Source organism: Extibacter sp. GGCC_0201 (genome assembly GCF_017566055.1).
GTDB lineage: Bacteria > Bacillota > Clostridia > Lachnospirales > Lachnospiraceae > Extibacter.
Genome location: NZ_JABFCH010000009.1, coordinates 67884 through 91410 on the forward strand (window position 1 = coordinate 67884; position 23527 = coordinate 91410).

The following is a 23527-nucleotide window of genomic DNA, read 5'->3' on the forward strand; positions in this document are numbered from 1 at the left end:
CATCTTACAAGCGTATTTTCTACCATGGTTAGAAAACAGAGATTATTATACACTTGAGGAATCGTCCTTTGGCATCAGTTCCAGAATCTTTTTATACCAGAGTTTTTCCTCTCCGTTCTCTCGCAACGCAAACTGACAAAACAGTGTCATTAACTCAAAATATTTTGTTTGGAGTTCTCCCCAATCCTTATTAGAAGAAAATCGAACAGCATTTGTGTTATAAGCAATTTGATTGACATTGTTTCCAATGCGGTTCACTTCGTAAATCAACTGCTTTGCCTGGTCTCTATCCATGTGCCACTGCTTACCCGTCAACGATTCTGCAAGAATCAGTTTTCTTAAATATTCCGATTTCGATAAGCCGTACTCAAAAGCATTTTTTGTGAGCATAGCATTTTCCTCTGGAAGCAAAGTAAAACGGAATTGCTCTGTGCGAACTCTATCTTTTTCAGCCATTTATTACTTCTCCTTTCAAAACTTCCTCACCGTGAGGAAATTACAAAATTGTTCGTCAGTGGTTTTAGTTTTGTTGTGCCGTCTGTGGGACAGTCATTTTGCCGTTTTGCAAAATGGTACAGGTGGGGGTATTAGGGGGCGTTGCCCCAGTGCAACGGCTAACAAGTGGGAAAATGACACGAGTGGGTACATTTCCCCTATGCTTGCTAATAATGTGTTGCTATGGATTTTCGGGGTCGAGAATTGTATCAAGCTGCGATTTCCACGCCATAATATTTTCGATTTCTTTTTCAAAAACATAGGATTCTTTTTGACGTTTTCGCTCCAAAAATTTGCCCCAATAATAATCAATTTCTTTCTGCAACTCATTGATATACTCTTGCAGTTCGTCCCGTTCCTCAGCGGAGTATTCTTCGGCATCGGCTGTCATTTCCGCCATTTCTTTTTTATTGCTTTCAAGTTCATCCATCAAATCAATATAATCGTCCAAATCCCCCCACAGCAGCAAAAATTTCAGAAATGTATCATCCGAAAACATGGCAAACCAACAACGCTGATACCACTGTTCCGCATACATCCGTTCATCACTTCCGTTGGAATATGTTCCGTCTACCAAATCCCCGATGAAGTTCTCCAACAGCTCTGAAATTGTCAACCCACCCTCGCCGGATTTTTCGGCAAGGCGTTTCACATCTGCATTGGAAAGATTCACTGTTATGGTTCTTGGTTTTATGGTTTCAATCTCAATTTTTTGTGAACTGTAATCTCTCATTTCGTCTCCTTTGCTTATAAAATAGATTGATTTAAGCTGAGGACAACGGCAACTACGGGTGCGCCGTTGTTTCCGTTAGGATAAGCGGTAGAATTTTGCCGTTGTCCTCAGAAATCCGACTACGGGTAATTTTTCTTCATCGTCCTATGAAAAACAACGGTGCTGGCGTAGTACCCGTAGTTACTTGACTTCGATATAGTCAAGGGTTATCCATTTTTTCTTGTTATGGAATGCGCTCACATAAGAAACCCCATAGATCTCTCTCAGCGAATCTTGCGCTGCTTTCAAGCTCTTTGAGAACACAGCAGCACTGTAACTAACAAGAATCGGCTCTCGTGCCTGTAAGTTTGTCAGCAGCTCTGTTGCCGTCCCCTCCCAATGGTGTGCTTCCTCTGCTTTGACGAAATTAACGATAGCGTGTAAGAACCGCTCCTTTTCATTGACAACAGATTCGTCACGGGTGAGCTTGTTCCAACGGCAGGATTCTTTGTCAAATTCAAGGGCAAATTCAAAGGCTTCGGTATCACGGTTGGAAATGGTGAGATTGGCTCTGGTGTCGGTGCGCTTGCTCTTTGTCAGCACCCAGTTCCCGTCTGTTCCTCCTGCCATGCCCTCGCTGCCGGAAATCTTGCTGATATTATCATCGTGCTTGCCTTTGTTGGTGTGCGTGAGCGCAAGGATGGTAAGGTCAAACTCCATGCTTATCTGGCGCAGGATGTTGGTAAACTCCACGTCCCCGGCATAGATGTTTTTTACAAACTCATTCCCTCTGATATGTTGGAGCGTGTCAATGACCACCAGTTTGATATTGGGATGCTGCGTTAAGTAATCACGGATATCTTCCTCAACGCCGGAAGTGATGCTGTTTGCCTTTAAAACGAAATGGATGTTCTCCATACCCTCATAGGCTTCAAGCATCTCAAAACGGCTCTGTAAGCGTGTTACGGTATCTTCCAGACCGAGATACAAGACCTCGGACTGTATGGCTTGATAGCCCCAGATTTGCCCTCCACTGGCAACAGCGTAGGATATCTGCTCGGCAAGCCACGATTTACCCACTTTAGCACCTCCGGCGAGGATAAAGAAACCGTGCGGTAAAATGGTACTGATGGTGTAATGAAGCGGCGGCAAGTCCATTTCCATCAAGTCTTTTCCATTGATGGATTCAAAGCGGCTCTCCTTTATTTTTTCTTTTATCGCTTCTTCGGTTCTCATATTTGTAGTCGATTCATTCATTGCGAATACTCCTTTGCGTACTATTGTATTTTGAGATTCGCCATGCTATAATGTGGTATATTGTATTTCATAGCATGGTCTGAGCTTCTGTGTATTTGCCTATACAGAAGCTTTTTTCATGTAAAAAGAAAACCACAACTTCGATAAACGAAATTGTGGTTTAGTGAGTGATATTTTGTAGAGACATCAAGCTATTTGTACAGTTGCGTTTTTAAGTATAAGCCGTGATAACCAGTTTTAATCGGCTTGATGTCTCTATAATCGTCACGGAGAAAATACAGAAACCGGGCACTAACGTCACGAATCCGTTACAAAACGGATAACCCGGAAGCCTCGATTTGCCTCCTAAGCGAAGGGTCGGACGTTCAAATCGTCTCAGGGACGCTAGAAGTGCTGGAAATTCAATGTTTCCGGCACTTTTTCTTTTGTCCAAAGCTGAAAATCCCAACCCTTATCTTTTGCATATTGCTTTGCATATTTGCTAAGAGGTGGGCGAACCACTAAAATCGGGAATCGAACTCTTGCTAATAGGCTGCTAATAAAATTTATTTGCTAATATTGGGCTAATAAGGATAAATCCTAAAACTACTTTGTATTTGAGGCAGCTTGTGCAATTAAATTACTCAGCATCGAGGTCAATTCCGGAGAATTTTGCAACACCTCAACAATATTGTTAAGTTCCGGTGCTGGCTTTTCGTATTCAGACGGTTTGACATCACGAAGGTCACAATAAAAAGCTTTTTCAAATTTCTGGGCGTTAATTTTGCGATCCTCATCCAGAATATGTGCATATACGTCTGTAATCATATCAATCTGTGCGTGTCCGGTATCTCCCTGAGTGGCTTTTAAATCCCCTTTATTCAATTTCAGCTTATATGTGGTGCTTGAATGGCGTAACGAATGAAATACCACATTTGGAAGATTGAGCTTTTCCTTTAAATGGAGGAACTCCTTTTCAATCACACGATTTTCACAAGGCCTGCCATTCGGAAGCGAGATCACCAAATTGTAATTGTAGTATTCATTACCAAAAAAGGATTTCATCTCATCCTGCTGTTCTTTCCATTTTCTTATAATGTATGCAACGGTTTTAGGCAGCCAGACCTTTCTGATACTTGAATCGGTTTTGGGCTTTTTCAGAACAAGATTGGTGCTGGTGCCATTCATCATCGAAGGGAATACTTCTATAATATCCTTCTCATCCAAAAACTGGCGGGCATCTTTCGATACTCTGGAAAGTTCCTGTTCAATCATAACATAGGCATTATCTTCCGCAATATCCGCATCAGATATATGAACCTTTGTCCACTGAAGGCCAAGAATTTCTCCTAATCTCATTGAACACGCAAAGGCCAGATTCATAGCAATATACAACTTTGGCTCTTTGCAATTATCGAGAGCTGTGCGAATCATTTCAGCATTCCACATATCACGTTTCTGATAGGTCTGCCTTGGCCGATTTGCAAGTGGAAATGGATTCCTTGTAATAAGCTCCCATTTAACTGCCTGCTCGAAGGCACATCTCAATAATTTGTGTATGCTGTTAATGACTCCAGTCGTAACATATTCGCTTCTGGGCTTACGGTTATTCTTCACAATGGATTTTGTCTTTTTTAATGTCTGATAATACTCATCCACAACCTTTGGTGTAATTTGTTGGATAGGCAAATTACCAATGATTGGATTGATATAATTTGCTATCAAAGAACAATTCGATTCGTAGGTGGATAAGGCCCAGTGTGTTGTTCCGTATATTTTAATAAAGTCATAGAGAAAATCACTTACAACCGTGTCTTTTGGTGGAATGAACGTTCCATGAATCTGATCTGATTCCACTTCGATTTTTCTTTTGTTAGCTTCAGCATAGGTATTATATGTTTCCCACTTTTGCCGCTTAACTCCTTTTTCATCGTCATAATAGTAAACGACAGAATATTTTTTCTTACGTTTAATAATTGTAGCCATACGGTTTCTCCTTTTATTCAGGTGGGTTATTCAACCAGTCCTCAAAGGATTTCTTGTTAATCCGTATAATCCTGCCAATTCTCTTGCAGACAAAGCAGTTCTGTTCGCAGAGCTTATAGGCAGATTTATTGCTTATTCCTAAAATGGAAGCAATCTCCTGTACGGAATATGTGCTAGATCCTCTGGAAGAATCAACCGATATTTGTTGTTTTGGATCTGCTGTCATATAGCCTCCTTTCATCAGACAGCATAAAAAACCGTATAACGCAGAATCCTTATGACATTATTATACGTTTCTTATGCCTCTATGTAAAATAATATTTTATGGATTATGCTGCCGACAGTTCAGTTCCTATGCTCGTCCTGACCACGTATCAGGTACTGCTATGCAGATATTAAGCTGCAGGTATGCCAAAGTGAGACTATCTGCAGCGCCTCTATGACCACTGAGGCAGCTATGAAGTTTTCAAAGTACAAAAGCAAGTCCCGTTTTTTGTACCTGCTTATATAGAATAGAAAATGGAATAAGAAAAAGTCTGGAAAAAAATAAAAAAGACACTTTTCAGCGCCTTTAGAAAAAATCAGATTCAAAACTATTTACGATTTTGGGATAATCGTTTTAAAATAGGGATGATGGATATTATATCTTCCTCGTCAAGCTCTTGCAGCAAATCCGATGCTGTATAATACAGAGGAATATTGTGCAGGTCTTGATTGAAGAATTCTGCAGGGGTAATTTCAAAATAATGACAGATTTCAAGAAACAAATAGTGTAAAAGTATTTAATTAAAAGCTAAGTTCGGATATCCTATGGATACATAAAGGAAGTGGAAATGGTATGCGTATTATCGGAACACAGGAAGAAATCAACTGGGCGATGGAAGCACTGGCAAATGGATGTGACCACTGCCCTTATCAAAATGCGTGTGAGGAAAATGCCCGAATGGATACTGCAAAGAATGAAAAAGTACATGGCCGGTGCAAAGATTTTCTGGCAGAATATATACAGGTTGAAGTAAGTAAATAAACAATATATAGTATTTGTTTCGTTGACACAAACCATATCTTGTGATAATATACGCATATAGTAATGTTTATGCGTGCCCTGCTGGGGGAAGTTTTGGGATAAAACGAATCCCGGAACCAGAAAGATGGCGTAAGATACCGCCATCCAAGCATAAGTTGTTTAGGATTGTAAGAAATCAGTGTCATATTATGCCTGTTGGCAAGTATGGCGCTTTTTTTGTTTGTTGGGCTGTCAGCCATAGAGAATGGATAGAAAGAAAACTCTTTCCATTCTCTTTTTTTATTGTCAGAAGCAGCGACTGCTGTTGATGAATAAATCATATTAAAGAAAGGTGGAACAAGACATGAATGAAGCAAGAGTGTTTGCAGACGAGTATCAGGCTCGGTTTGCAGAAGAAGGACAGTTGATGAGGTTTTTACGAGAGCGGACAGAAAATGCTACATGGCTCCGAAAACCCGCCAAGGATTTAAGGCTTTTTCCTCTGGACAGCGAAAAGGTGCAAAAAGAGATTCACAATACCGGTGAGGAGATCTTAGAGGACACGAAAGAGCATACTCAGCTTGTGCTACGCATGAAGGATTAGTTTTATCCGGTCCGGAGCTGTGCCATCCAGACGATTTTAAAACGGGCCGGAATCAGCGGCTCTGGCCTTAACCGGCTGGACACAAGGAATTACGCAAAGGTCATCAATCTCTGCCTTCAGACAGCAAAGGGTGAGGTGCTGGTGAGGATAGCTGACGGAAAAGTATCGGCGGCTCACGGCGGCGACCATTGTGATTACAAAATCTTGGAGACGGAGGATGTGTTCCGGGAGACCATTGCTTATTTAAAGCATAATTTCCCCGGATACTGCTATATACCGGAAACGGGTTCCTTCGACCACAGTATTGTGACCGCTATGTGGGAGCTTACCGGGCACCCGGAGCTTTTAAAGACCTATCAGGAGGTCTTGGATGAACACGGTATTACGCAGAAAATCCATGCGCCGGCGCTTCGTTTGGTAACTTCAGATGTAGCTGCCAAAAGCGTTACCCTCTATCCCATGCTTTTATGCGACAGCAATAACCAAACCTTGAATTTGGGACATCCTATCCGTCTGGAGCACAGCGGCAATGCGGACATTACCCAGTTTCGCAAAAAGCTGTCATTTTTGTACAGCCGGTATCAGGATGCCATTGCAGATATGGCAAAGCTGGTGGAGATCCCCATTCAGTATCCGGTGAACTGCCTGACTGGTATTTTAAAACAAATGCCAATCGGAAAGAAACTGGGCAGTAAGGTGGTGGAATTATATGTCTGCACACACGGAGAGGGGCCTACAACAGCACACGAGCTTTATTATGCCCTGAGCGAAGCCTCTTTTATTGCGGCTTGCGAGGGATTATCCAGCAGCCGGATTTTAAAGATTGAGGAGGAAATCACAAAAGCACTGCAGTATGACTGGTCAGAATATGACCTCTACGGAACAGTCTCATGGTAAGAAAGGGGAAAAGCTATGGCATCGTTAAACTTAAATTATCAGCCGCAGGTATTCGTAGATACCGCACAAATGACAAGGGAGGTATGGCTGCAAAACAGAAGGCATGGAATCGGAGGCAGCGATGCGTCCATCATAATGGGCGTATCCCCATTTGCCACACGCAGGGATCTCTATTATGACAAGCTGGGCATCAAGCCGGTGGAAGGGGAATCGGAGGAGGAAAATTGGATTGCAAAGGAAGTCGGGAACCGGCTGGAAGAACTAGTAGCAATCATTTTCTCAAAAAAAACCGGTCTGGAGGTATATCCTGATAAACACATGTACCGGCATCCACTGTTCCCTTTTATGCTGGCGGACATGGATTTTATCATCCATTTTCCAGATGGAAAAAAAGGGATTTTAGAGTGCAAGACCTGCAATTATAACAGCCAGTGGAAATGGAAGGACAATCAGGTGCCCATCAATTATGAGTGGCAATGCCGGCATTACATGGCGGTGATGAATCTGGATGTGGTTTATATTGCTTGCTTATACGGCAATAACGAATCGGAATTTGTTATCCGTAAGATTGAACGTGATTTGGATCTGGAGGAAAAACTGATTATGGCAGAACAGGATTTCTGGAATCATAACGTGCAGGCCGGTGTGGAGCCTCCTTATGTGGAGGAGCCGGATATGGTGCTGCAAAGCCTCAAGAAATTCATGGAAAAACCAAACCAGTCCCTGCAGCCCCTTCAGATTACAGAGAATGTACAGGATAAGTTGGAAACCTATCTCTCTCTTTCCGAGGAGAAAAGCAAACTGGAAGCCAGAAAGCGGGAAATTGAGAAAGCACAGAAAACCATCAGTATTCCTTTTGTTGAACAGCTCGGAAAGAACTGTGCGGCTTTTTACAGTGATGGCAATAGCAAGTATCACATCACCTACCAGCCAACCGTCAGAAAAATGGTTAAAAAGGAAGATATTGAGAAACTGGAAAATCTATACCCGGATGCCTACGAGGATGTTGTATCGGAAAGCATCAGCAGGACATTCCGAATCAAAAAGGAGGCAGCTTAATGAAGAAAAAAGCATATATCTGTTCTCCGCTGTCTGCTCCGACAAAGCAGGAAATGATAGAGAATATGCTTATGGCAAGGCAGTATATGCAAAAAATCAGGGAGAAATTCGGGTATCGCACCTATGCCCCTCACGCATATCTGCCGGAGCTGCTGGATGACCATTTGCCGGAGGAGAGAGCGGTTGCTCTTTCTTTTGGGCTTGAAGTCCTTCGGCTCTGTGATGCTCTTATCATTTGCGGGAAGCGGATATCCAGCGGTATGAACGAGGAGTTATACCAAGTGCTGCTGTTAAAGATGGAAGTATATTGGTATGACGAGGAAGATACTGGAAAACTGATACGAATCAGGGACAGGAGGCAGGTACATGAGATGCCGGTTCAACGATAGAATCTATGAAAACAGTGAAAACGGATATTGTATCGCTATATTTTGGACGGCAGATCCTTCAATTCCCCTTGAAGCACGTAAAAAGGATGCATCCACAGGTTCTTGTTTCATAGCCTGTGGATACCACATCCCGTTAAGTGAAAATGCAGATGTGGAATTAGAAGGGAGCTGGGTGACTCATCCACAATACGGATTGCAGTACAAGGTGGAATCCAGCATGGAAATCGTAAGGAAAACGAAGGAAGGCATTATCGGCTATCTGTCTTCCGGAACCATCAAAGGAGTCGGAAGAAAACTGGCCGAGGCAATCTATGCCCGGTTTGGAATGGAATCTTTGGAGGTCATAGAAAAGGCACCAGAGCGGTTGTTATCTATACGGGGAATCAGCGAACGGAAACTGGAGGAAATCAAGGAGGCCTTCCAAAAAAACCAAGCCTTCCGTGAACTGATGACATATCTTGCCCCCTTTGATATCACACCCAGTCAGGTACAGAAAATCCTTCTGGAGTTCGGCCCCCAATCTATGCAAATTGCCACCACACGCCCTTATCAGCTATGCACAATAAAAGGGTTCGGCTTTTTGACTGTGGATGAAATCGCACGTAAGTGTTGTGCGGCATTAAATGATCCTATGCGGATTTCCTGCTGTATCGCCTACGTGCTTACACAGGCGTCCAAAAACGGGCATCTGTATCTTACGCAGGAAACGCTGGTGGAACAGGTGATGGAGACACTGAACCATAACCTGAAAAATCCGGTGGTGTCACATCGGGATATACAGAATGTATTGTATCGTCTGTCTTTGCAGAATAGTATCGTCGTTGAAAAACAGCGGATCTATGAAGCAAGGCTCTATGAAGCGGAAACAGAGACAGCCCGAATGGCTGTCCGGCATCTTCTTGATAAGCTGCCGGGCGTGGAGCATATAGACTCTGCTATAAAGCAGGCGGAACAGGCGCTGGCCATACAGCTATCTCCTTCCCAGATCAAAGCAGTACGAATGGTATTTGAAAATACGGTGTCCATTATAACGGGTGGCCCCGGCACAGGAAAGACAACGGTGCTGCAGGTGATCCTGTATATACAGAAATTATTATGTCCGGGGGAGATCCAGCTTATGGCTCCTACCGGACGGGCTGCACGTAGGATGGCCGAAAGCACAGGCGTTATGGAAGCATCTACCATGCACATGGCCATGGGCCTTATAAGTGATGAGGAGTTCTGTGAAGAATTTCAATATCTCAGTGCGGATTTTTTTAACGTGGACGAGTTCTCCATGGTGGATATGCGACTTGCATATGAATTTTTCAGCCGGCTGAAAGGCGGTGTGCGGGTTGTCATGATAGGTGATGTGGACCAGCTTCCAAGCGTCGGTCCGGGCGATGTGTTCCGCCAATTCATTCAGAGCGGACTGATACCGGTAACGGTCTTGGATTTCGTTTACCGGCAGACACAGGGAAGCCGGATCAATAGCAATGCGACGCTGATTAAGAAAAACAAGACAAATCTGCAGTTCGGTGAGGACTTCCAGTTCATTGAGACAAAAGGGGCTGTGGAAACAGCAGAGGTTGTAAACCGCTTATACTTGCAGGAAGTGTCTGCAAGTGATACGGACAGTGTACAGGTGTTAAGCCCTTACCGGGTGAAGCTGGCATCGGGCGTATCCCAGTTAAATGAAACGCTCCGTGAGCTGGTCAATGCAAAGGGAAAGCATACGGAGGAGATAAAAGTCACTGGGCGGACTTTCCGTTCAGGGGATAAAATCATCCAGACCAAAAACACGGATCTGGTAAGCAACGGGGATATGGGAACCATTCAAAGCCTCCATCAAGACGCTGAGGGCGAATGGAAAGCGGAAATTGGTTTTTCCGATAACCGCATTGTCACCTATGGGAAAGAACAGATGGAAAATATAGAGCTGGCTTATGCCACTACCATCCACAAATCACAGGGCAGCGAATACCCGGTGGTCATCCTGCCATGGATCAAGGCTTTTTATGGAATGCTGAAAAGAAATATCTTCTATACAGCCATTACCCGTGCCAAAGCCAAAGTTATCATTGTGGGAGAGAGAAATGCCATCTATCAGGCAATCCATACAGATGACAGCGGCAAGCGTAATACGGCGCTGAGTGAGAAAATGCTGGGATTTTATAAAGAATATAACAAAGGCAGTCAGGGACAAGAACCTGAACAGCTAAAATTAGCGGTATAGCGGAATGTAACAATCCGTTTTCCAGAAAAACAGTTGCGGCAGGTTTCTATTATATAAGGAATTTGCGACCAGATAAGAAAGGGGAAACAATATGAGTGAATTATTATATAAACGCTCAAAAGCGGTTGCTGCCATGAACCGGGTGGAAGGGTTTGAACCCTTGGAATTTGCCCGGACCATACAAAAAGAAGGTCAGGAGGACCAGCTTTACCTTGATGTAAAGTATCGGAAATTATGGTTTCGGCTCTGCAACCCCGGAGGCAAGATTGTGAAGAAAATACTTGCCATCAAAGATGAAATGGCGATTGTCGAGGCAAAAGTGTACTTGGACCGGAACGATCCGGAGGAAAGCTTCATCGCAAGCGCTCTAGCTCAGAAATTCAGAAGCCCAGACCCGCAGTTTGGAGACAAGTTCTTGGAACTGGCGGAAACGGCTGCAGTTGGAAGGGCCTTAGGAGACGCCGGATACGGAATCCAGTTTGCGGATGCCGATGTGTCTGAAACGAATGATCCCCATCAGGTAGATGCGGGAATCCCCGTTACCGAAGGCGGCGCCAAAGGATTGCCGCAGGCAAACCCCTCTGGCGGGCAGTACAGGACCGGTCAACAGATGCCCCCGGCATTTGGACAGCAGCCTTTTGCGGATGCACAAAGACAGGCCGGATATGCGCCGATACAGCAGGGTATGTCGGGATATATGCAACCACAGGCAGCCAGCCAACAGCCCGCGCCATCTAATACACAGGGGACTGGAGTGTTGGATTGGAAGCAGCCGGTGGAAATGCTGCTCTCTCAGCTTACCTATGAACAGGCCAAAAATGTAGTCATTGGCGGCCATGGCATCCATGCCAATAAGACCATGGGACAACTGGCCATGGAGGACCCTTCTGCTTTGGAGTGGTATAGGAATACATACAACGGACCGAATAACTTATTACGTGCGGCGGCTCAGTTTTTGCTGGCAAAGGCAGCCGCATAGTCCAAATAATATCCATGAGGCTCCTTTAAGGGGAGCCTCGTTAGGAGAACATGAATGAGACACAGTATCAGTGACTTTCCGTTCCGCATTTCGGATGTAACAAAAATCATGGGAATCCATCCCACAGACCGAAACGGCAAGCCAGCGCCATTTACCAAACAAAGCGACTGGTATTGCAACTGTATCTTTTGCGGGCATAAAGGGAAAATGAATATCAATCTGGTCAAGAACGCTTTTTACTGTAATTATTGTGGAGCAAATGGCGGTATGCTGGATTTATATGGGGATTATTATCATATTTCCCGGAAAGAGGCATATGACGAGATCTGTAAGGAACTCCATCTGACCAATGAAGCGCCTGTTTCTGAAAAGACAGTAACAACAGCGTGTGCAGAACAGAAAGCTTTGGTAGAAACGCCAGACCGGGCTTCAGACAAAGAAATCAACCGGACATACTCTATGTTGCTGTCAATGCTGTCGTTGTCGGATAAACATTATGAAGATTTGAAAAGGCGTGGACTAACGGACCTGCAGATTAAAGAGCGCCGCTATAAAAGCACGCCGGTCTTTGGGTTTCACAATCTGATAGACCGGTTACAGGAGCAGGGCTGCACGTTAAAAGGCGTGCCGGGATTTTACGAGGACGCAAAGGGGCGCTGGACCATGAATTTTTCACCAAAGGGTTCCGGCTTCCTGATTCCTATGGAATCCATAGACGGTTTCATTTGCGGGATGCAGATTCGGCTGGACCACCCCAAGGGCAGCCAGAAATACATCTGGTTTTCCAGCTCGAATAAAAAGAACGGAACCGGCTCCGGAAGCCCCATACATTGGATTGGAAATCCGGATGCGGAAGTAATCTGGCTTACCGAAGGCGGCCTGAAAGGAACAATTGCCCATTATATGACAGGATATTCCTTCCTGTGTGTTCCGGGAGTCAACCATTATAAGAATCTGGAGGCAGCACTGATTAAGTTAAAAGAAAAAAAACTGAAAACCGTCCACGAGGCCTTTGATATGGACAAGATGATGCAGGTTGTGACAGACCCGTTAAAGTGTCCGCCATGTGAACGGAGAACGGACTGTAAGGCATACCTTGCTTACCAGAAGCTATCACCAGAGATCAGAGAAAGCATGGTGGAAATGAACTGTCCCCATAAGGAACAAAAGCGTGGGATTATCCAAAAAGCCTGTATGCGTGTCTATGAAATCTGTGAGAGGCTGGAACTCTCCTGTGTGCGCCGGGTATGGGATTTGAACGAAAATGGAGAATGGAACGGTAACTACAAGGGAATTGACGATTACCATTATGAAATAAGAAAAAAGGTGTGAGGGTTGGCGTTTGCCTTCCCTCTCTAGAAATGGAGGATGAACATGGAACGATTTAAAAACTGGTGCCTCACGATTGTAATAGTTGTGGCTGTGGCTGGGCTATCTTTTTCTGCCTTGCGTCTGATGGACAGCCATAATCAATACCGAAAAGGTGAGGACACCTATCAGGAAATAGCGGATGATTTTGTAAAGAAGGAACCTAAAGAAACGCCGGAGGTGGATGCTAAAAAAAACGATGGCGCTAGTCAGGGATACCAATTCCTCCAGATTGATTTTAAAGGTTTAAAAGCCCTGAATCCGGAAGTGATAGCATGGATTGACATTCCCGGCGCCAAAATCAGCTACCCGGTGCTTCAGGGGGGTGATAACAGCTATTACCTCTCCCATTTAAGCGACGGTACGGAAGGGATTCATGGAAGCATCTTCATGGATTATCATAACCAGCCTGATTTTAGCGACAGAAATACCATCCTTTATGGACATAACATGAAGGATGGCACGATGTTTGCAGCGCTGGATGCGTATGCACAGGAATCGGTCTGCCGGGAATATCCGTTTTTTTATATCTATACCCCGGAGCATGCCATCGTTTATGAGATCTATGCCTGTTACACAGGCTGGGTAGAAAGTGCGGCTTACAGCTATCAGTTTCCAGCAGAGGAAACCTTTTTAGAATTCCTTCAAGAAACCAGCCGCTCAAGCCTGTATGATGCAAAAGGGATACCGGATGACAGCAGCCGGATTGTGACACTTTCTACCTGCACCAACATCAGCAGACAACAGCGGTTTATCATACATGGGATGAGGAGGGAATCAAAATGATGGATTATGAAAGCGCAAGAAAATATATTGCAGAGGATACAGGGTGCCGGGATGCGGTACTTAAACTCCGGCTGCAGGCATTACAGCAGTTTTACCAAAGGGCAGATGGTTATTTAAAGAAAGGCTTCTTACCAGAACTGGTGGAAGCTTTTTTTGATAAAAAGGTAGAAATGTTAAAAGAGGTATCCACCAAATCGGATATGAAGGAATTACTGGAGGTAAGCAAGCCTGTGTATAACGGGAACCGGATCACGCCATCAGATAACCGCTTCTATGTGGAGGAGGAAGAATTGATGTTATGGTCATTGACATCTTTACAGGCACCGCTTAAAGACATTGGCTACCAAAGATACCGGGAATTATTTCAGAAGTACCTTCCTGCACAGGCGCAACAAATATGGTAACAGAATCAGATGATCTTTACAGAGATGGGGTAATGCAATGTACATACAAAATAAAGATTTAAAGTATCAGGAGTGGGCATACGCACAGCGCAAATACCTTCCATATGAGGAAAAATTAAAGCTGGCAGTCCGGCGGATACAGGAATGGCACGAATATTGGGATGGAATGGTGTATCTAAGCTTTAGCGGCGGACTGGATTCCACGGTGTTGCTGGCACTGATCCGAATGACACTTGGAAAAAGGATACCGGCAGTATTTTGTAATACCGGACTGGAATATCCAGAGATTGTAAAGTTTGCCCGGAACGCAGCGAACTACGGAGCTTTTGAGGAAATACGTCCAACGAAAAATTTTAGACAGGTAATTTTAGAAGAAGGCTATCCGGTTATCAGCAAAGAGAATGCCTGTAAAATCCGCAAACTACGGCATGGAAATCTGTCTCCCCGTTACAGGAACTATCTTTTAAACGGAGATGAACGGGGAAAATTCGGTATGCTGCCAAAAAAATGGCATCACTATCTGAATGCGCCTTTTGAAATATCAGAACGCTGTTGTGACATTATGAAGAAAAAGCCATTTCTGAAATATGTGAAGCAGACAGGGTGCTATCCATATATGGGAATTACACAGGATGAATCCTTTCGGAGAGCACACCAGTATTCAAAAACAGGCTGTAATGTCTACTCCGGCACTACCATCAAAAGCCAGCCGTTAGGCCCATGGACCAAGCAGGACGTATTCCGGTTTGCCTATGAACATCTGGGAGAAAAAATCATAGTGCGGGACGGTTCTGCCTACCCGTTTGAAATCTGCAGCATTTATGGGGAAATCAAACAGACAGCACAGGGAATCTATTATCTGACAGGAGAACAAAGGACCGGCTGTATGTATTGCTGCTTTGGCCTCACGGAAGAAACAGAGCCTAATCGGTTTCAACGTATGCAGACTACACATCCAAAACATCACCAGTTGTGCATGAAGGCGTTGGAAGAAGGTGGTCTGGGGCTTCAGGAGATATTAAAGTACATGGACGTTCCGTATGAAACATGGGAATCTGCCGGGCAGTTATATTTATGGCAGGACGAATACAATAATTTATATGTAGCTTAAAAGGATATAGGATTCAGAAAAATCCGAGGGGCATCAGCTTTTTCTGCTGGTGCCTTTTTAAAAAAGTTTTGCGCCTTATGTACATCTCACGTATTGAGTAAGTAGAAAGAATAAAGGAGGCGTTTTTTATGATTAAACGAGTACGGATAGCGATTGATCACGGAAACCGTAATATGAAAACCGTAAACCATGTATTTACCACAGGCGTGGAGGTCAATGATTTAAAGCCGGGCAGGGGAATCCCCTATCTGGAATATCAGGGGAAATATTACACCCTGACCAGCCAGCGGATGCCCTACCAGCGGGATAAGACAAAGGATTTCAGGTACTTCATCCTGACGCTGATCTCCATTGCAGAGGAGCTTTCGCAGAATCCTCAGATTGAGGAAGGCGATATTGTTCAGGTACAGCTTTCCATCGGCCTTCCGCCGAAGCATTATGCAGAGCTTTATGAACGCTACGAGGAATACTTTAAAGGCAGGGATGGCATGATACACTTCTGCTATCAGGGACATCCATATGACATTATTATCTCCGATGTAAAGGCATTTCCGCAGAATTATGCTGCTCTCATGCTCTATGCGGAAGAAATCAGCGAGATTCCGAAAGTTGTCGGGGTGGATATAGGCGGGTTTACCACAGATTATCTTATGGTACGGAAAGGAACGCTGGATATGAGTGTCTGTGATTCTCTGGAAAATGGAATTATCAACCTTTACAACGGAATCATGTCGAAGGCCAGGGCGGAATACGATATGGTGCTGGAGGAGGTAGACATAGACAGCATCATTGAAGGCAAGACGCAGTATTATGACAGCCAGATTGTATATTGGATCAAGCGGTATGTAGAGGACTTTGTAACTGACCTGCTATCCTCTCTTAGAGAACGGGGGATTGATACCAAAAGCACCTATATGATATTTCTTGGAGGCGGGGCCATGCTGCTAAAGGACTTTCTTATCGCTTCCGGGAAGCTGGGGAAACACCGGTTTGTCGAGGATATTTGTGCCAATGCCAAGGGATATGATTTATTGTATCAGGTTCAGGAGCGTGAGGAGAATGAATAAGAGAAACCCGTATATCTTTACCATCGGATTCAACGAGAGGAATCCGCAGCATCTGCAGGCGGCTGAAATTTTAAATCAGTTGGGCCGGGGAGAAAAAGCGGATTATCTTGTCAGAGCTATCTTAATGTATGAAGGGAAGCTGGAATGTGGAGTCGGACTTACAGATATGGATATGCTGAGGCGCCTGATCCGGCAGGTTCTGACGGAACAAACCGGAGACTATGAAAAGTATCCGTCCAAAAGAGAAGAACCACAAACAGCAGAAACCGTTGTGGATGTATCCAGTAAGGCAGATATTGAAAAGAAAAGCGATGCAGTTTTGCGCAACATTTCCATGAATCTGTCGGCATTTCGTGGACAGTCCTGACAAAAAGAAGGAGGTCTCTCTGCCTGTCAGAGAAGCAGAGGAAGGTTTTGCTGTTCAACTTCTGGTATGCTTGGACAGACGGAGAAATTGCAGCCAGAATGGAGGTGAGGAACCGCACTGTCTACACCCTGAGAAGGCGCACTTTCAAGGCAATCCGAAATTCTATGAGTAAGGAAGCTCAGAGCTATGAATTAACCTATGACTTAATAAACCTACTCAATCCAAGTCCAACGTCTATGCCAAACGCAACCGCTACATGGTGGAACATTCAGACCGTGTAATTGTAGTGTATGACGGTCGGGAAAAAGGCGGTACAGTTAAGACGATTCGTTTTTCACACCAATATCGGGAGGAACTGCGGGAAATACCGATAGGGCTAAACTTGGATAAAACCGGAGATGAAAAAAAGTGGAGGTACAGGCTGGCCTGTGGTATAATAAATATCCAACCGTGAAGATCAGTAACAATTCGGTTGGATTTGAATAAATAATCCATCAACTTTTATGAAAAAGGGAAACCACAGTTTGAAAGGAGTATATGCATGAAACACGTATGTATGCTTATATCCGTGGCGGACATTAACGCTGCGAGAAAATTTTATGAGGATCTGTTTGGATTAGAGGTATTTCAGGATTACGGAAAAAACATCGCCTTTACCTGCGGCCTAGCATTGCAGCAGGATTTTGACTGGCTTGTGAATCTGCCGAAAGAAAAGATATTAAAGAAATCTAACAATGCGGAAATCGTCTTTGAGGAACAGGATTTTGACGGTTTTCTGGACAGGCTGAAACAGTACCCGGACATCGAATATCTGGGAGAAGTGATCGAACATAGCTGGGGCCAGCGGGTGATCCGGTTTTACGATTTGGATAGCCATATCATTGAGGTTGGCGAGGATATGAAAATGGTGATAAAGCGCTTTCTTGCTTCCGGCATGACCATGGAAGAAGTTTCTGTGAAAATGGATGCTTCCGTTGAGGATTTGACAAAACTTCTAAATAGCTAATACATGATGGACGAATAAACAAATCAGAAGTGGAGATGAAGAATAATGATAAGTAACATGACTATTTTTAGTGTCATGTTACTTATCATATCACTGCCTGCTTGTTCACCAGATTTCAATGGAAGCAGAATAGGGAATGACAATCAACTAATTATGGAATATACAGCGTTTAATACTACTGATTCTCAAGATTTAGTTGTTGAAGCTGGAGACACCATTCATGTGGAAATTGTAATTGAGGACGGTCATTTGTCATATAAAATTCAGAAAAATGATGATGAACCTATCGCTGAAAGTGAAAGCATTTTCTTTTCGGAAGAATTGGATGTTGAAGTAAAAGAAAGTGGAACATATACAGTAACTGTAACAGGAGAAAAGGCAAAAGGAAGTATAAAAATCACGGTAGGTGAATAAACAAATCGTTAAGAAAAGAATCGAAGGTGGTTGCACCGATGGAGGAAACGAATATGGATATTCAGAAAATTATCAGCTTAGTAACAAAGACGCAGGGGTTGATTAAGAACCGTGAAATGGCTGCCCATGTGGAAGAGAAGGGGCTTGCTGACTATGTAACGCAGGTAGATATTGCCGTGCAAAATTTCCTAAAGAAGGAGCTGTTTGTCTTTGCACCGGATATTCAGTTTCTTGGAGAAGAAACCGGCCTGCAGGAAATGAAAGCGGATAGCTTTTGGATTTTAGACCCGGTTGACGGAACTACAAACCTTATGCACGATTATCAGCACAGTGTTGTATCTTTAGCCCTTTGCTGTCAGAGGGAAATTGTAATGGGAATCGTGTATGATCCCTTCCATGAAGAAGTGTTTTCAGCGGTTAAAGGCAAGGGCTGCTTCCTAAATGGACAGCCCATACATGTATCAAACGCAGAAAAACTATCCGATACGATGATTGGGCTGGGAACAGCAAAAAGAGAGCTGGCCGATGAAAACTTTGCCCGGTTCCGCAGGGTGTTCGGTCAGTGCCAGGATGTCCGCAGGATTGGCTCTGCTGCTTTGGAGTTGGCATATACCGCCTGTGGCAGACAGGGAGGTTATTTCGAGATATACCTAAATCCTTGGGATTATGCTGCCGGTATGCTTTTAATTCAGGAGGCTGGCGGTCAAGTAACTGATTTTACGGGGAAACCACTTGATCCGAGAAAAGGCAGCAGCGTAGCAGCTACAAACGGATATATACATACAGAACTGCTAAAGTTGATATAAAGGATAACACAAATGAATTTAACTTTTAGAAATGCAGAACGGAAAGATACTTTGTTGATTCTGCAGTTTATCAAAGAACTTGCAGATTACGAAAAAATGCTGAACGTAGTTGTGGCTGATGAGGCCACGCTTGAAACATGGATTTTCGATAAACAAAAAGCAGAAGTGATTTTTGCTCTTGAAGATGGAAAAGAGGTTGGATTTGCACTTTTTTCCACAACTTTTCTACGTTCTTAGGACGAGCCGGTATTTATTTGGAGGATCTGTATGTCAAGCCGGAATGCCGCGGGAAGGGCTACGGAAAAGCTATTCTGAAAAAATTGGCATCTATCGCTGTGGAACGTGGCTGCGGACGGCTTGAACGGTGGTGTCTTGACTGGAACAAACCCAGCATTGACTTTTATCTGTCGGTTGGAGCAGAGGCCATGTCTGATTGGACAGTCTATCGCATTGCAGGCGATACATTAACACAGCTTGCTGAGTGACGCCACTTCTTGTTTTAGTTAACCAAAAACAAATTCGGGCTTAAAAAGAGGAAAATTTATGTTTGAGGACGGTCGAAGCAAAAAAGTTATTTTTATAGCGCATTGTATATTAAATCAAAATTCAATATCTGATGGAACAGCCGTTTTTCCAGCAGCTTTTAAGGATGTAATAAAAATTCTTCTTGATGCTGATATTGGTATTGTCCAAATGCCATGTCCTGAACTTTGCTGTTTAGGGCTTAATAGAGGAAACAACAATGGGGCAGATGTTCCTGTCGTTATTGAAAATACCCGTATTCGTAAAGAAATGCAAAAAGCAGAATCTTATAAAATGCTACTGGTTCAAGTTGATTATGTGATGAAACAAATAACAGAATACAATGCCTACGGCTTTGAGATAATCGGGATTATTGGTGCAAATCGCTCGCCGAACTGCGGTGTGGAAACCACATCAGATTTTAACAAAGAGATAAGCGGTAAAGGCATTTTTATGAGCGAACTTAGCAATAGAATAAATGCGGAAAAATTGAATATTCCTATGCTGGGTATCAAAGGCACTGATAATGTTCTTGAGCAAGTAAAGTCTTTCATTAAGTCAAACTTTGTCAAGGAGTAGAAGAAAAATAAATAAGAAATATTGAGAGATTGTGGTATGAAAATTGAGTATAAAGACATCCATATTTTTACAGAGAAAGAACTGCAAAGACTGTTTTTGTCCGTGGGATGGGAGTCCGGAAATTACCCCGATAAACTCGTTCGGGCGATGCAAAATTCTTCGCATGTAATTTCAGCATGGGATGATAACAAACTGATTGGACTGGTACGGGCACTTGATGATGGCGAAACAGTTGCATTTCTACATTATCTTCTGGTAGACCCTGCATATCAGGGGCATCATATTGGCGATGAATTGATGAAGATGATTATGAGTTGCTTTGAAAACCTCCTTTATGTCAAAATTATGCCGTCCGATCCTAAGATGATTGCGTTTTATGAACGATATGGGTTTCAGCAATATGATAATTACTCAGCAATGGTACTGAAACATTTTCGATAACAATATAGCTTCCGGTTTATCTGGAATTTGATCAGAGTTAAAAAGTGTATTTTAAGAGGAGAATAATTCAATGAAAGAATTTAGTCAAGAAGCAGAACAGGTCATGATTGAGCGTTTCGGGAAAGATACAATTATATCATTAGCAACAACGGAAAATGCAACGCCTTATGTGCGATACGTCAATGCCTATTACGAAAATGGTGCATTTTATATCATTACCCATGCACTCTCAAATAAAATGAAGCATATAAAAGATAATCCTGTTGTTGCAGTCGCAGGTGAGTGGTTTACAGCGCATGGGAACGGCATCAGTCTGGGTTATTTCGGAAAAAAAGAGAATTGTGAGATTGCTGATAAGCTGAAAAAAGTCTTTGCTGAATGGATTGATAACGGCCATACTGATTTTAACGATGAAAACACCATCATTCTGCGTGTGGAATTAACAGATGGCCTGTTGCTCTCGCATGGTACAAGATATGAGTTTTAAAATTCTCTAATTTCCTACTGTGTTAGGTCAAGCATTATTAAAGCTTATCCTAACCGTTTGCAGGTAGGCTGCTTAAGGAGGTTCTATGAAAGGATTTAACCGGCAAAATCAATTATTTTCCCTCTGCGGTTTGAATTGCGGGCTTTGCCCCATGTTTTTGAATAAAAACTGCCCTGGCTGTGGCGGCGGTGAAGGAAATCAGTCGTGTAAAATTGCAAGGTGCAGCATAGAGCACAACGGCGCCCAATACTGTTTCCAATGCAGTGAATACCCTTGCGAAAAATATGATCATATTGACGATTTTGATTCCTTTATAACACATCGAAATCGAAAATCCGATATGGAAAAGGCCAAACGCCTTGGAATAGACGCTTATAATGCAGAGCAGGCGGAGAAGGCCAACATTCTGGAGGTTTTATTATCGAATTATAATGATGGCCGCAAAAAGACACTCTTTTGCGTAGCCGTCAACCTGCTGGAACTGCAAGAACTGCAAACGGTACTTAAAGAAATTGACCGTAAACCTGATATGGAAACACTGACGCTCAAAGAAAAAAGCGCTTTTGTTGCTGGATTACTGCAGGATGCAGCGGCAACGAAAAATATTGACTTAAAGTTACACAAGAAAAAGAGATAATGTATTTGAAAAAGCGCCACATATTTTCAGTGGCGCTTTTTGTTTGTAAAAGAACGCAATGACAATGTAAGAAACTGCAAAGAAATGGGAGTAATACAAGCACCGGGTGCAGAAACTATGTGTAAAGAACCGGATCGATGGTGTGGTTCACCTTAGCCGGGTACGGTTGATTCCGAAAGGTGCGGATAAACTGGCAAACGGATGTAAAAAGAAATTTTTCAAATATTTCAAAAACTATTGACTTTGACGTTCCGTCATACCGTAGAATGAGGTTACAAAATATTGAAAGGAAGTACAAAATATGAGTATCCTAAAAGTACAGGCCGTTCGTTCTGACGGTATCTACAGAAAAATCATGGAAGCGCCAGTTTCTAAAAAGAATGATATTTATCGCTATGAAATGATGAAGCCTTTTGAAAAGAAATGGGCCTGCTACAATGTGCCAATGAAGGCTGCACAGCCGAATGGCTATGATGTTATTATGGCAAGTGGTATGTTAGGCTTTCTTCTGCCAGAAAAAATTGATGAAACATGGGCTCAAAGTATTACACTGTTAGACGATAACCAATTTTGGGATAACTGTCAAAAGTCTATCGAGCGGTCATTAAAGTGTTTTACTGATGCAGAAATTGAGTTGCCGATAAAAGAATATTTCTACACCGTTTTGCTGGCTGATCCAGAGAACCCTTATATGATAATGAATGATAATTACTGTGGAGATGGAGGTATTCCCGGCTACATTTTTACATGGCTTGTTCCATCTGAACACACTAAGAGCAGACTTCCCGTAGCTTTGGCACATGAAACAAATCATAATGTCCGTTTCCAGTTTATTAAATGGCACAATGACATTACTCTTGCTGAAATGATGATAAGTGAGGGACTTGCTGAAAACTTTGCTACTTACCTATATGGTGAGGAAAATGTAGGGCCGTGGGTAAGCAAGACAGATATGGAAACTTTGAACGGATATATCAAGCCTATCATTAGGGGAGGTCTTGATGTACAGGGCTTAGATAACCTGACAGCATATCTATATGGTGATGAAATGGCAAAAATGCAAAATTATTTTCCTGTTGGTTTACCCTATTGTGCCGGATATGCTTGTGGCTATCATATGATAAAATACTATCTGAAAAAAACAGGAAAATCTATCATTGATGCTACCATGACACCTGCTGATGAAATACTGAAAGAAGTGGAGGGATTTTGGGATGAATCCTAAAAAAATGATGATTCACGAGGTAGCAAAGCTGACCGGCATTACGATACGTGCTTTGCATTACTATGATGAAATCAGTCTGCTGGAACCTGCCAAAGCAGATAAGACAAAATATCGTTTATATTCTGAAAACGATTTAGAGAAGTTACAACAAATTCTATTTTACCGTGAAGTGGGGTTTTCACTAAAAGAGATCAAGGCATTATTATGCTGATGTATCTGGGCGAACTCTATCAAACAGATGAACGATTTGTCGAGTATATCAATAGATTTGCCACATGGAATGTTGCGGAATTTTTGGTGAAGCAATTAAAGTCTATTGCTGTAATAGCTAATAAACTATTATATCTGTCCAGCGGCAAAAAAGAAAAACGCTGTTGGGCAGCTCCTTTCCTACACTCATATTACATTTTGCTGGCGGCGGCTCTGTTTTCAAAGCCGTCGTTCAGCAGCCCTTATTCTATGTCTCTGTTTTATAAAGTGCATTTTCTTAATCAAAAAGCGCATTGCGTGAAAAGCCTGGCAAAAAATAAAATGATATAATTTGAACATCAAATATAGGAGTGCGCCAGTTCGGCGCTTGAAATATAAGTGGGTGAAATTCCCACTCTGGAAAAGTTTAGCGAACAGCCAGTACTTAGCCTTGGAGCCAAAGCCGCGAGGTCAGGTTTAAGCGTAGGCAAAGGAGCATAAGAGCCGCAATGCGAAAGCGTGAAGCCAATCAGCCCCGTA

29 protein-coding genes and 1 pseudogene are annotated in these 23527 nt (G+C 43.1%); 25 read left to right on the forward strand and 5 right to left on the reverse strand.

The annotated features are described in order from the left end of the window. Window positions 1–45: 45 nt before the first annotated feature. The 5 genes from HJV72_RS08040 to HJV72_RS08060 all read right to left on the reverse strand — a co-directional run bounded on the left by HJV72_RS08040 (window position 46) and on the right by HJV72_RS08060 (window position 4655). Complete coding sequence (locus tag HJV72_RS08040) at window positions 46–456, reverse strand: plasmid mobilization protein (protein WP_006776318.1); 411 nt, start codon at window positions 454–456, stop codon at window positions 46–48. A 220-nt stretch (window positions 457–676) separates the two neighbouring features. Continuing rightward, window positions 677–1228, reverse strand: coding sequence for a hypothetical protein (locus HJV72_RS08045; RefSeq protein ID WP_006776319.1), 552 nt, complete (start codon window positions 1226–1228; stop codon window positions 677–679). A gap of 180 nt (window positions 1229–1408) precedes the next feature. Continuing rightward, window positions 1409–2464, reverse strand: a complete 1056-nt coding sequence (locus tag HJV72_RS08050; protein ID WP_208070131.1) for an AAA family ATPase — start codon at window positions 2462–2464, stop codon at window positions 1409–1411. A gap of 585 nt (window positions 2465–3049) precedes the next feature. Continuing rightward, window positions 3050–4429: a site-specific integrase gene (locus HJV72_RS08055; RefSeq protein ID WP_208070133.1), complete on the reverse strand. Its 1380-nt coding sequence runs from the start codon at window positions 4427–4429 to the stop codon at window positions 3050–3052. A gap of 13 nt (window positions 4430–4442) precedes the next feature. Then, window positions 4443–4655: a helix-turn-helix domain-containing protein gene (locus tag HJV72_RS08060; RefSeq protein WP_208070135.1), complete on the reverse strand. Its 213-nt coding sequence runs from the start codon at window positions 4653–4655 to the stop codon at window positions 4443–4445. A gap of 612 nt (window positions 4656–5267) precedes the next feature. On the opposite strand from HJV72_RS08060, the gene HJV72_RS08065 reads away from it, so the two are divergent. The 25 genes and pseudogenes from HJV72_RS08065 (at window position 5268) to HJV72_RS08175 (ending at window position 23338) form a co-directional block, all read left to right on the forward strand. Continuing rightward, complete coding sequence (locus HJV72_RS08065; protein ID WP_208070137.1) at window positions 5268–5456, forward strand: 2-ketoisovalerate ferredoxin oxidoreductase; 189 nt, start codon at window positions 5268–5270, stop codon at window positions 5454–5456. A 343-nt stretch (window positions 5457–5799) separates the two neighbouring features. After that, window positions 5800–6039 carry a hypothetical protein gene (locus HJV72_RS19765; protein WP_243765575.1) on the forward strand — a complete coding sequence of 80 codons (240 nt, stop codon included), beginning with the start codon at window positions 5800–5802 and terminating at the stop codon, window positions 6037–6039. A 141-nt stretch (window positions 6040–6180) separates the two neighbouring features. Further along, complete coding sequence (locus HJV72_RS08070) at window positions 6181–6936, forward strand: hypothetical protein (RefSeq protein ID WP_243765576.1); 756 nt, start codon at window positions 6181–6183, stop codon at window positions 6934–6936. Window positions 6937–6951: 15 nt separating this feature from the next. After that, complete coding sequence (locus HJV72_RS08075) at window positions 6952–7995, forward strand: YqaJ viral recombinase family nuclease (protein ID WP_208070139.1); 1044 nt, start codon at window positions 6952–6954, stop codon at window positions 7993–7995. Next, entirely contained in the window at window positions 7995–8384 is a 390-nt protein-coding gene (locus HJV72_RS08080) for a DUF7768 domain-containing protein (protein ID WP_208070141.1), read from the forward strand. The genes HJV72_RS08075 and HJV72_RS08080 overlap by 1 nt, the downstream gene beginning before the upstream one ends. After that, the gene (gene recD2, locus HJV72_RS08085) at window positions 8362–10599 is read left to right on the forward strand and encodes an SF1B family DNA helicase RecD2 (protein ID WP_208070143.1); all 2238 of its coding nucleotides are present in this window, start codon (window positions 8362–8364) and stop codon (window positions 10597–10599) included. The genes HJV72_RS08080 and recD2 overlap by 23 nt, the downstream gene beginning before the upstream one ends. A 91-nt stretch (window positions 10600–10690) precedes the next feature. Next, on the forward strand, window positions 10691–11578 hold the full coding sequence (locus HJV72_RS08090) for a hypothetical protein (RefSeq protein ID WP_208070146.1): 888 nt from the start codon (window positions 10691–10693) through the stop codon (window positions 11576–11578). A gap of 54 nt (window positions 11579–11632) precedes the next feature. Then, the gene (locus HJV72_RS08095; RefSeq protein WP_243765577.1) at window positions 11633–12910 is read left to right on the forward strand and encodes a DNA primase; all 1278 of its coding nucleotides are present in this window, start codon (window positions 11633–11635) and stop codon (window positions 12908–12910) included. A 42-nt stretch (window positions 12911–12952) separates the two neighbouring features. Next, a complete protein-coding gene (srtB, locus tag HJV72_RS08100) occupies window positions 12953–13732 on the forward strand; it encodes a class B sortase (RefSeq protein WP_208070148.1) in 780 nt (259 codons plus the stop codon). Next, window positions 13729–14136 carry a hypothetical protein gene (locus HJV72_RS08105; protein WP_208070150.1) on the forward strand — a complete coding sequence of 136 codons (408 nt, stop codon included), beginning with the start codon at window positions 13729–13731 and terminating at the stop codon, window positions 14134–14136. The genes srtB and HJV72_RS08105 overlap by 4 nt, the downstream gene beginning before the upstream one ends. Window positions 14137–14173: 37 nt before the next feature. Then, window positions 14174–15247: a phosphoadenosine phosphosulfate reductase domain-containing protein gene (locus HJV72_RS08110; RefSeq protein ID WP_208070151.1), complete on the forward strand. Its 1074-nt coding sequence runs from the start codon at window positions 14174–14176 to the stop codon at window positions 15245–15247. 128 nt (window positions 15248–15375) lie between these two features. Then, the gene (locus tag HJV72_RS08115) at window positions 15376–16314 is read left to right on the forward strand and encodes a ParM/StbA family protein (RefSeq protein WP_208070152.1); all 939 of its coding nucleotides are present in this window, start codon (window positions 15376–15378) and stop codon (window positions 16312–16314) included. Then, window positions 16307–16681 (forward strand): hypothetical protein, encoded by a 375-nt coding sequence (locus HJV72_RS08120; protein WP_208070153.1) that lies wholly within the window; start codon window positions 16307–16309, stop codon window positions 16679–16681. Before HJV72_RS08115 ends, HJV72_RS08120 begins: the two co-directional genes overlap by 8 nt. 23 nt (window positions 16682–16704) lie before the next feature. Next, window positions 16705–16962 (forward strand): sigma factor-like helix-turn-helix DNA-binding protein, encoded by a 258-nt coding sequence (locus HJV72_RS20495; protein ID WP_442899296.1) that lies wholly within the window; start codon window positions 16705–16707, stop codon window positions 16960–16962. 260 nt (window positions 16963–17222) lie between these two features. After that, on the forward strand, window positions 17223–17687 hold the full coding sequence (locus HJV72_RS08125; protein ID WP_208070154.1) for a VOC family protein: 465 nt from the start codon (window positions 17223–17225) through the stop codon (window positions 17685–17687). A gap of 45 nt (window positions 17688–17732) precedes the next feature. Next, window positions 17733–18101 carry a hypothetical protein gene (locus HJV72_RS08130; RefSeq protein ID WP_208070155.1) on the forward strand — a complete coding sequence of 123 codons (369 nt, stop codon included), beginning with the start codon at window positions 17733–17735 and terminating at the stop codon, window positions 18099–18101. 53 nt (window positions 18102–18154) lie between these two features. Further along, window positions 18155–18907, forward strand: coding sequence for an inositol monophosphatase family protein (locus tag HJV72_RS08135; protein WP_208070156.1), 753 nt, complete (start codon window positions 18155–18157; stop codon window positions 18905–18907). Window positions 18908–18919: 12 nt separating this feature from the next. Next, window positions 18920–19392, forward strand: a pseudogene (locus tag HJV72_RS20320) (GNAT family N-acetyltransferase). Between the two features lie 58 nt (window positions 19393–19450). Next, a complete protein-coding gene (locus tag HJV72_RS08145; protein WP_208070157.1) occupies window positions 19451–20008 on the forward strand; it encodes a CD3072 family TudS-related putative desulfidase in 558 nt (185 codons plus the stop codon). Between the two features lie 36 nt (window positions 20009–20044). Continuing rightward, window positions 20045–20449 (forward strand): GNAT family N-acetyltransferase, encoded by a 405-nt coding sequence (locus tag HJV72_RS08150; protein ID WP_208070159.1) that lies wholly within the window; start codon window positions 20045–20047, stop codon window positions 20447–20449. 70 nt (window positions 20450–20519) lie between these two features. After that, window positions 20520–20936, forward strand: coding sequence for a pyridoxamine 5'-phosphate oxidase family protein (locus HJV72_RS08155; protein ID WP_025641484.1), 417 nt, complete (start codon window positions 20520–20522; stop codon window positions 20934–20936). Window positions 20937–21021: 85 nt separating this feature from the next. Continuing rightward, complete coding sequence (locus HJV72_RS08160) at window positions 21022–21573, forward strand: DUF3795 domain-containing protein (protein WP_066733216.1); 552 nt, start codon at window positions 21022–21024, stop codon at window positions 21571–21573. 301 nt (window positions 21574–21874) lie between these two features. Then, complete coding sequence (locus HJV72_RS08165) at window positions 21875–22798, forward strand: DUF2268 domain-containing protein (RefSeq protein ID WP_025641490.1); 924 nt, start codon at window positions 21875–21877, stop codon at window positions 22796–22798. Beyond that, complete coding sequence (locus tag HJV72_RS08170; protein ID WP_025641492.1) at window positions 22788–23009, forward strand: MerR family transcriptional regulator; 222 nt, start codon at window positions 22788–22790, stop codon at window positions 23007–23009. The genes HJV72_RS08165 and HJV72_RS08170 overlap by 11 nt, the downstream gene beginning before the upstream one ends. After that, window positions 23003–23338, forward strand: coding sequence for a TipAS antibiotic-recognition domain-containing protein (locus HJV72_RS08175; RefSeq protein WP_029467290.1), 336 nt, complete (start codon window positions 23003–23005; stop codon window positions 23336–23338). The genes HJV72_RS08170 and HJV72_RS08175 overlap by 7 nt, the downstream gene beginning before the upstream one ends. Window positions 23339–23527 lie beyond the last annotated feature (189 nt).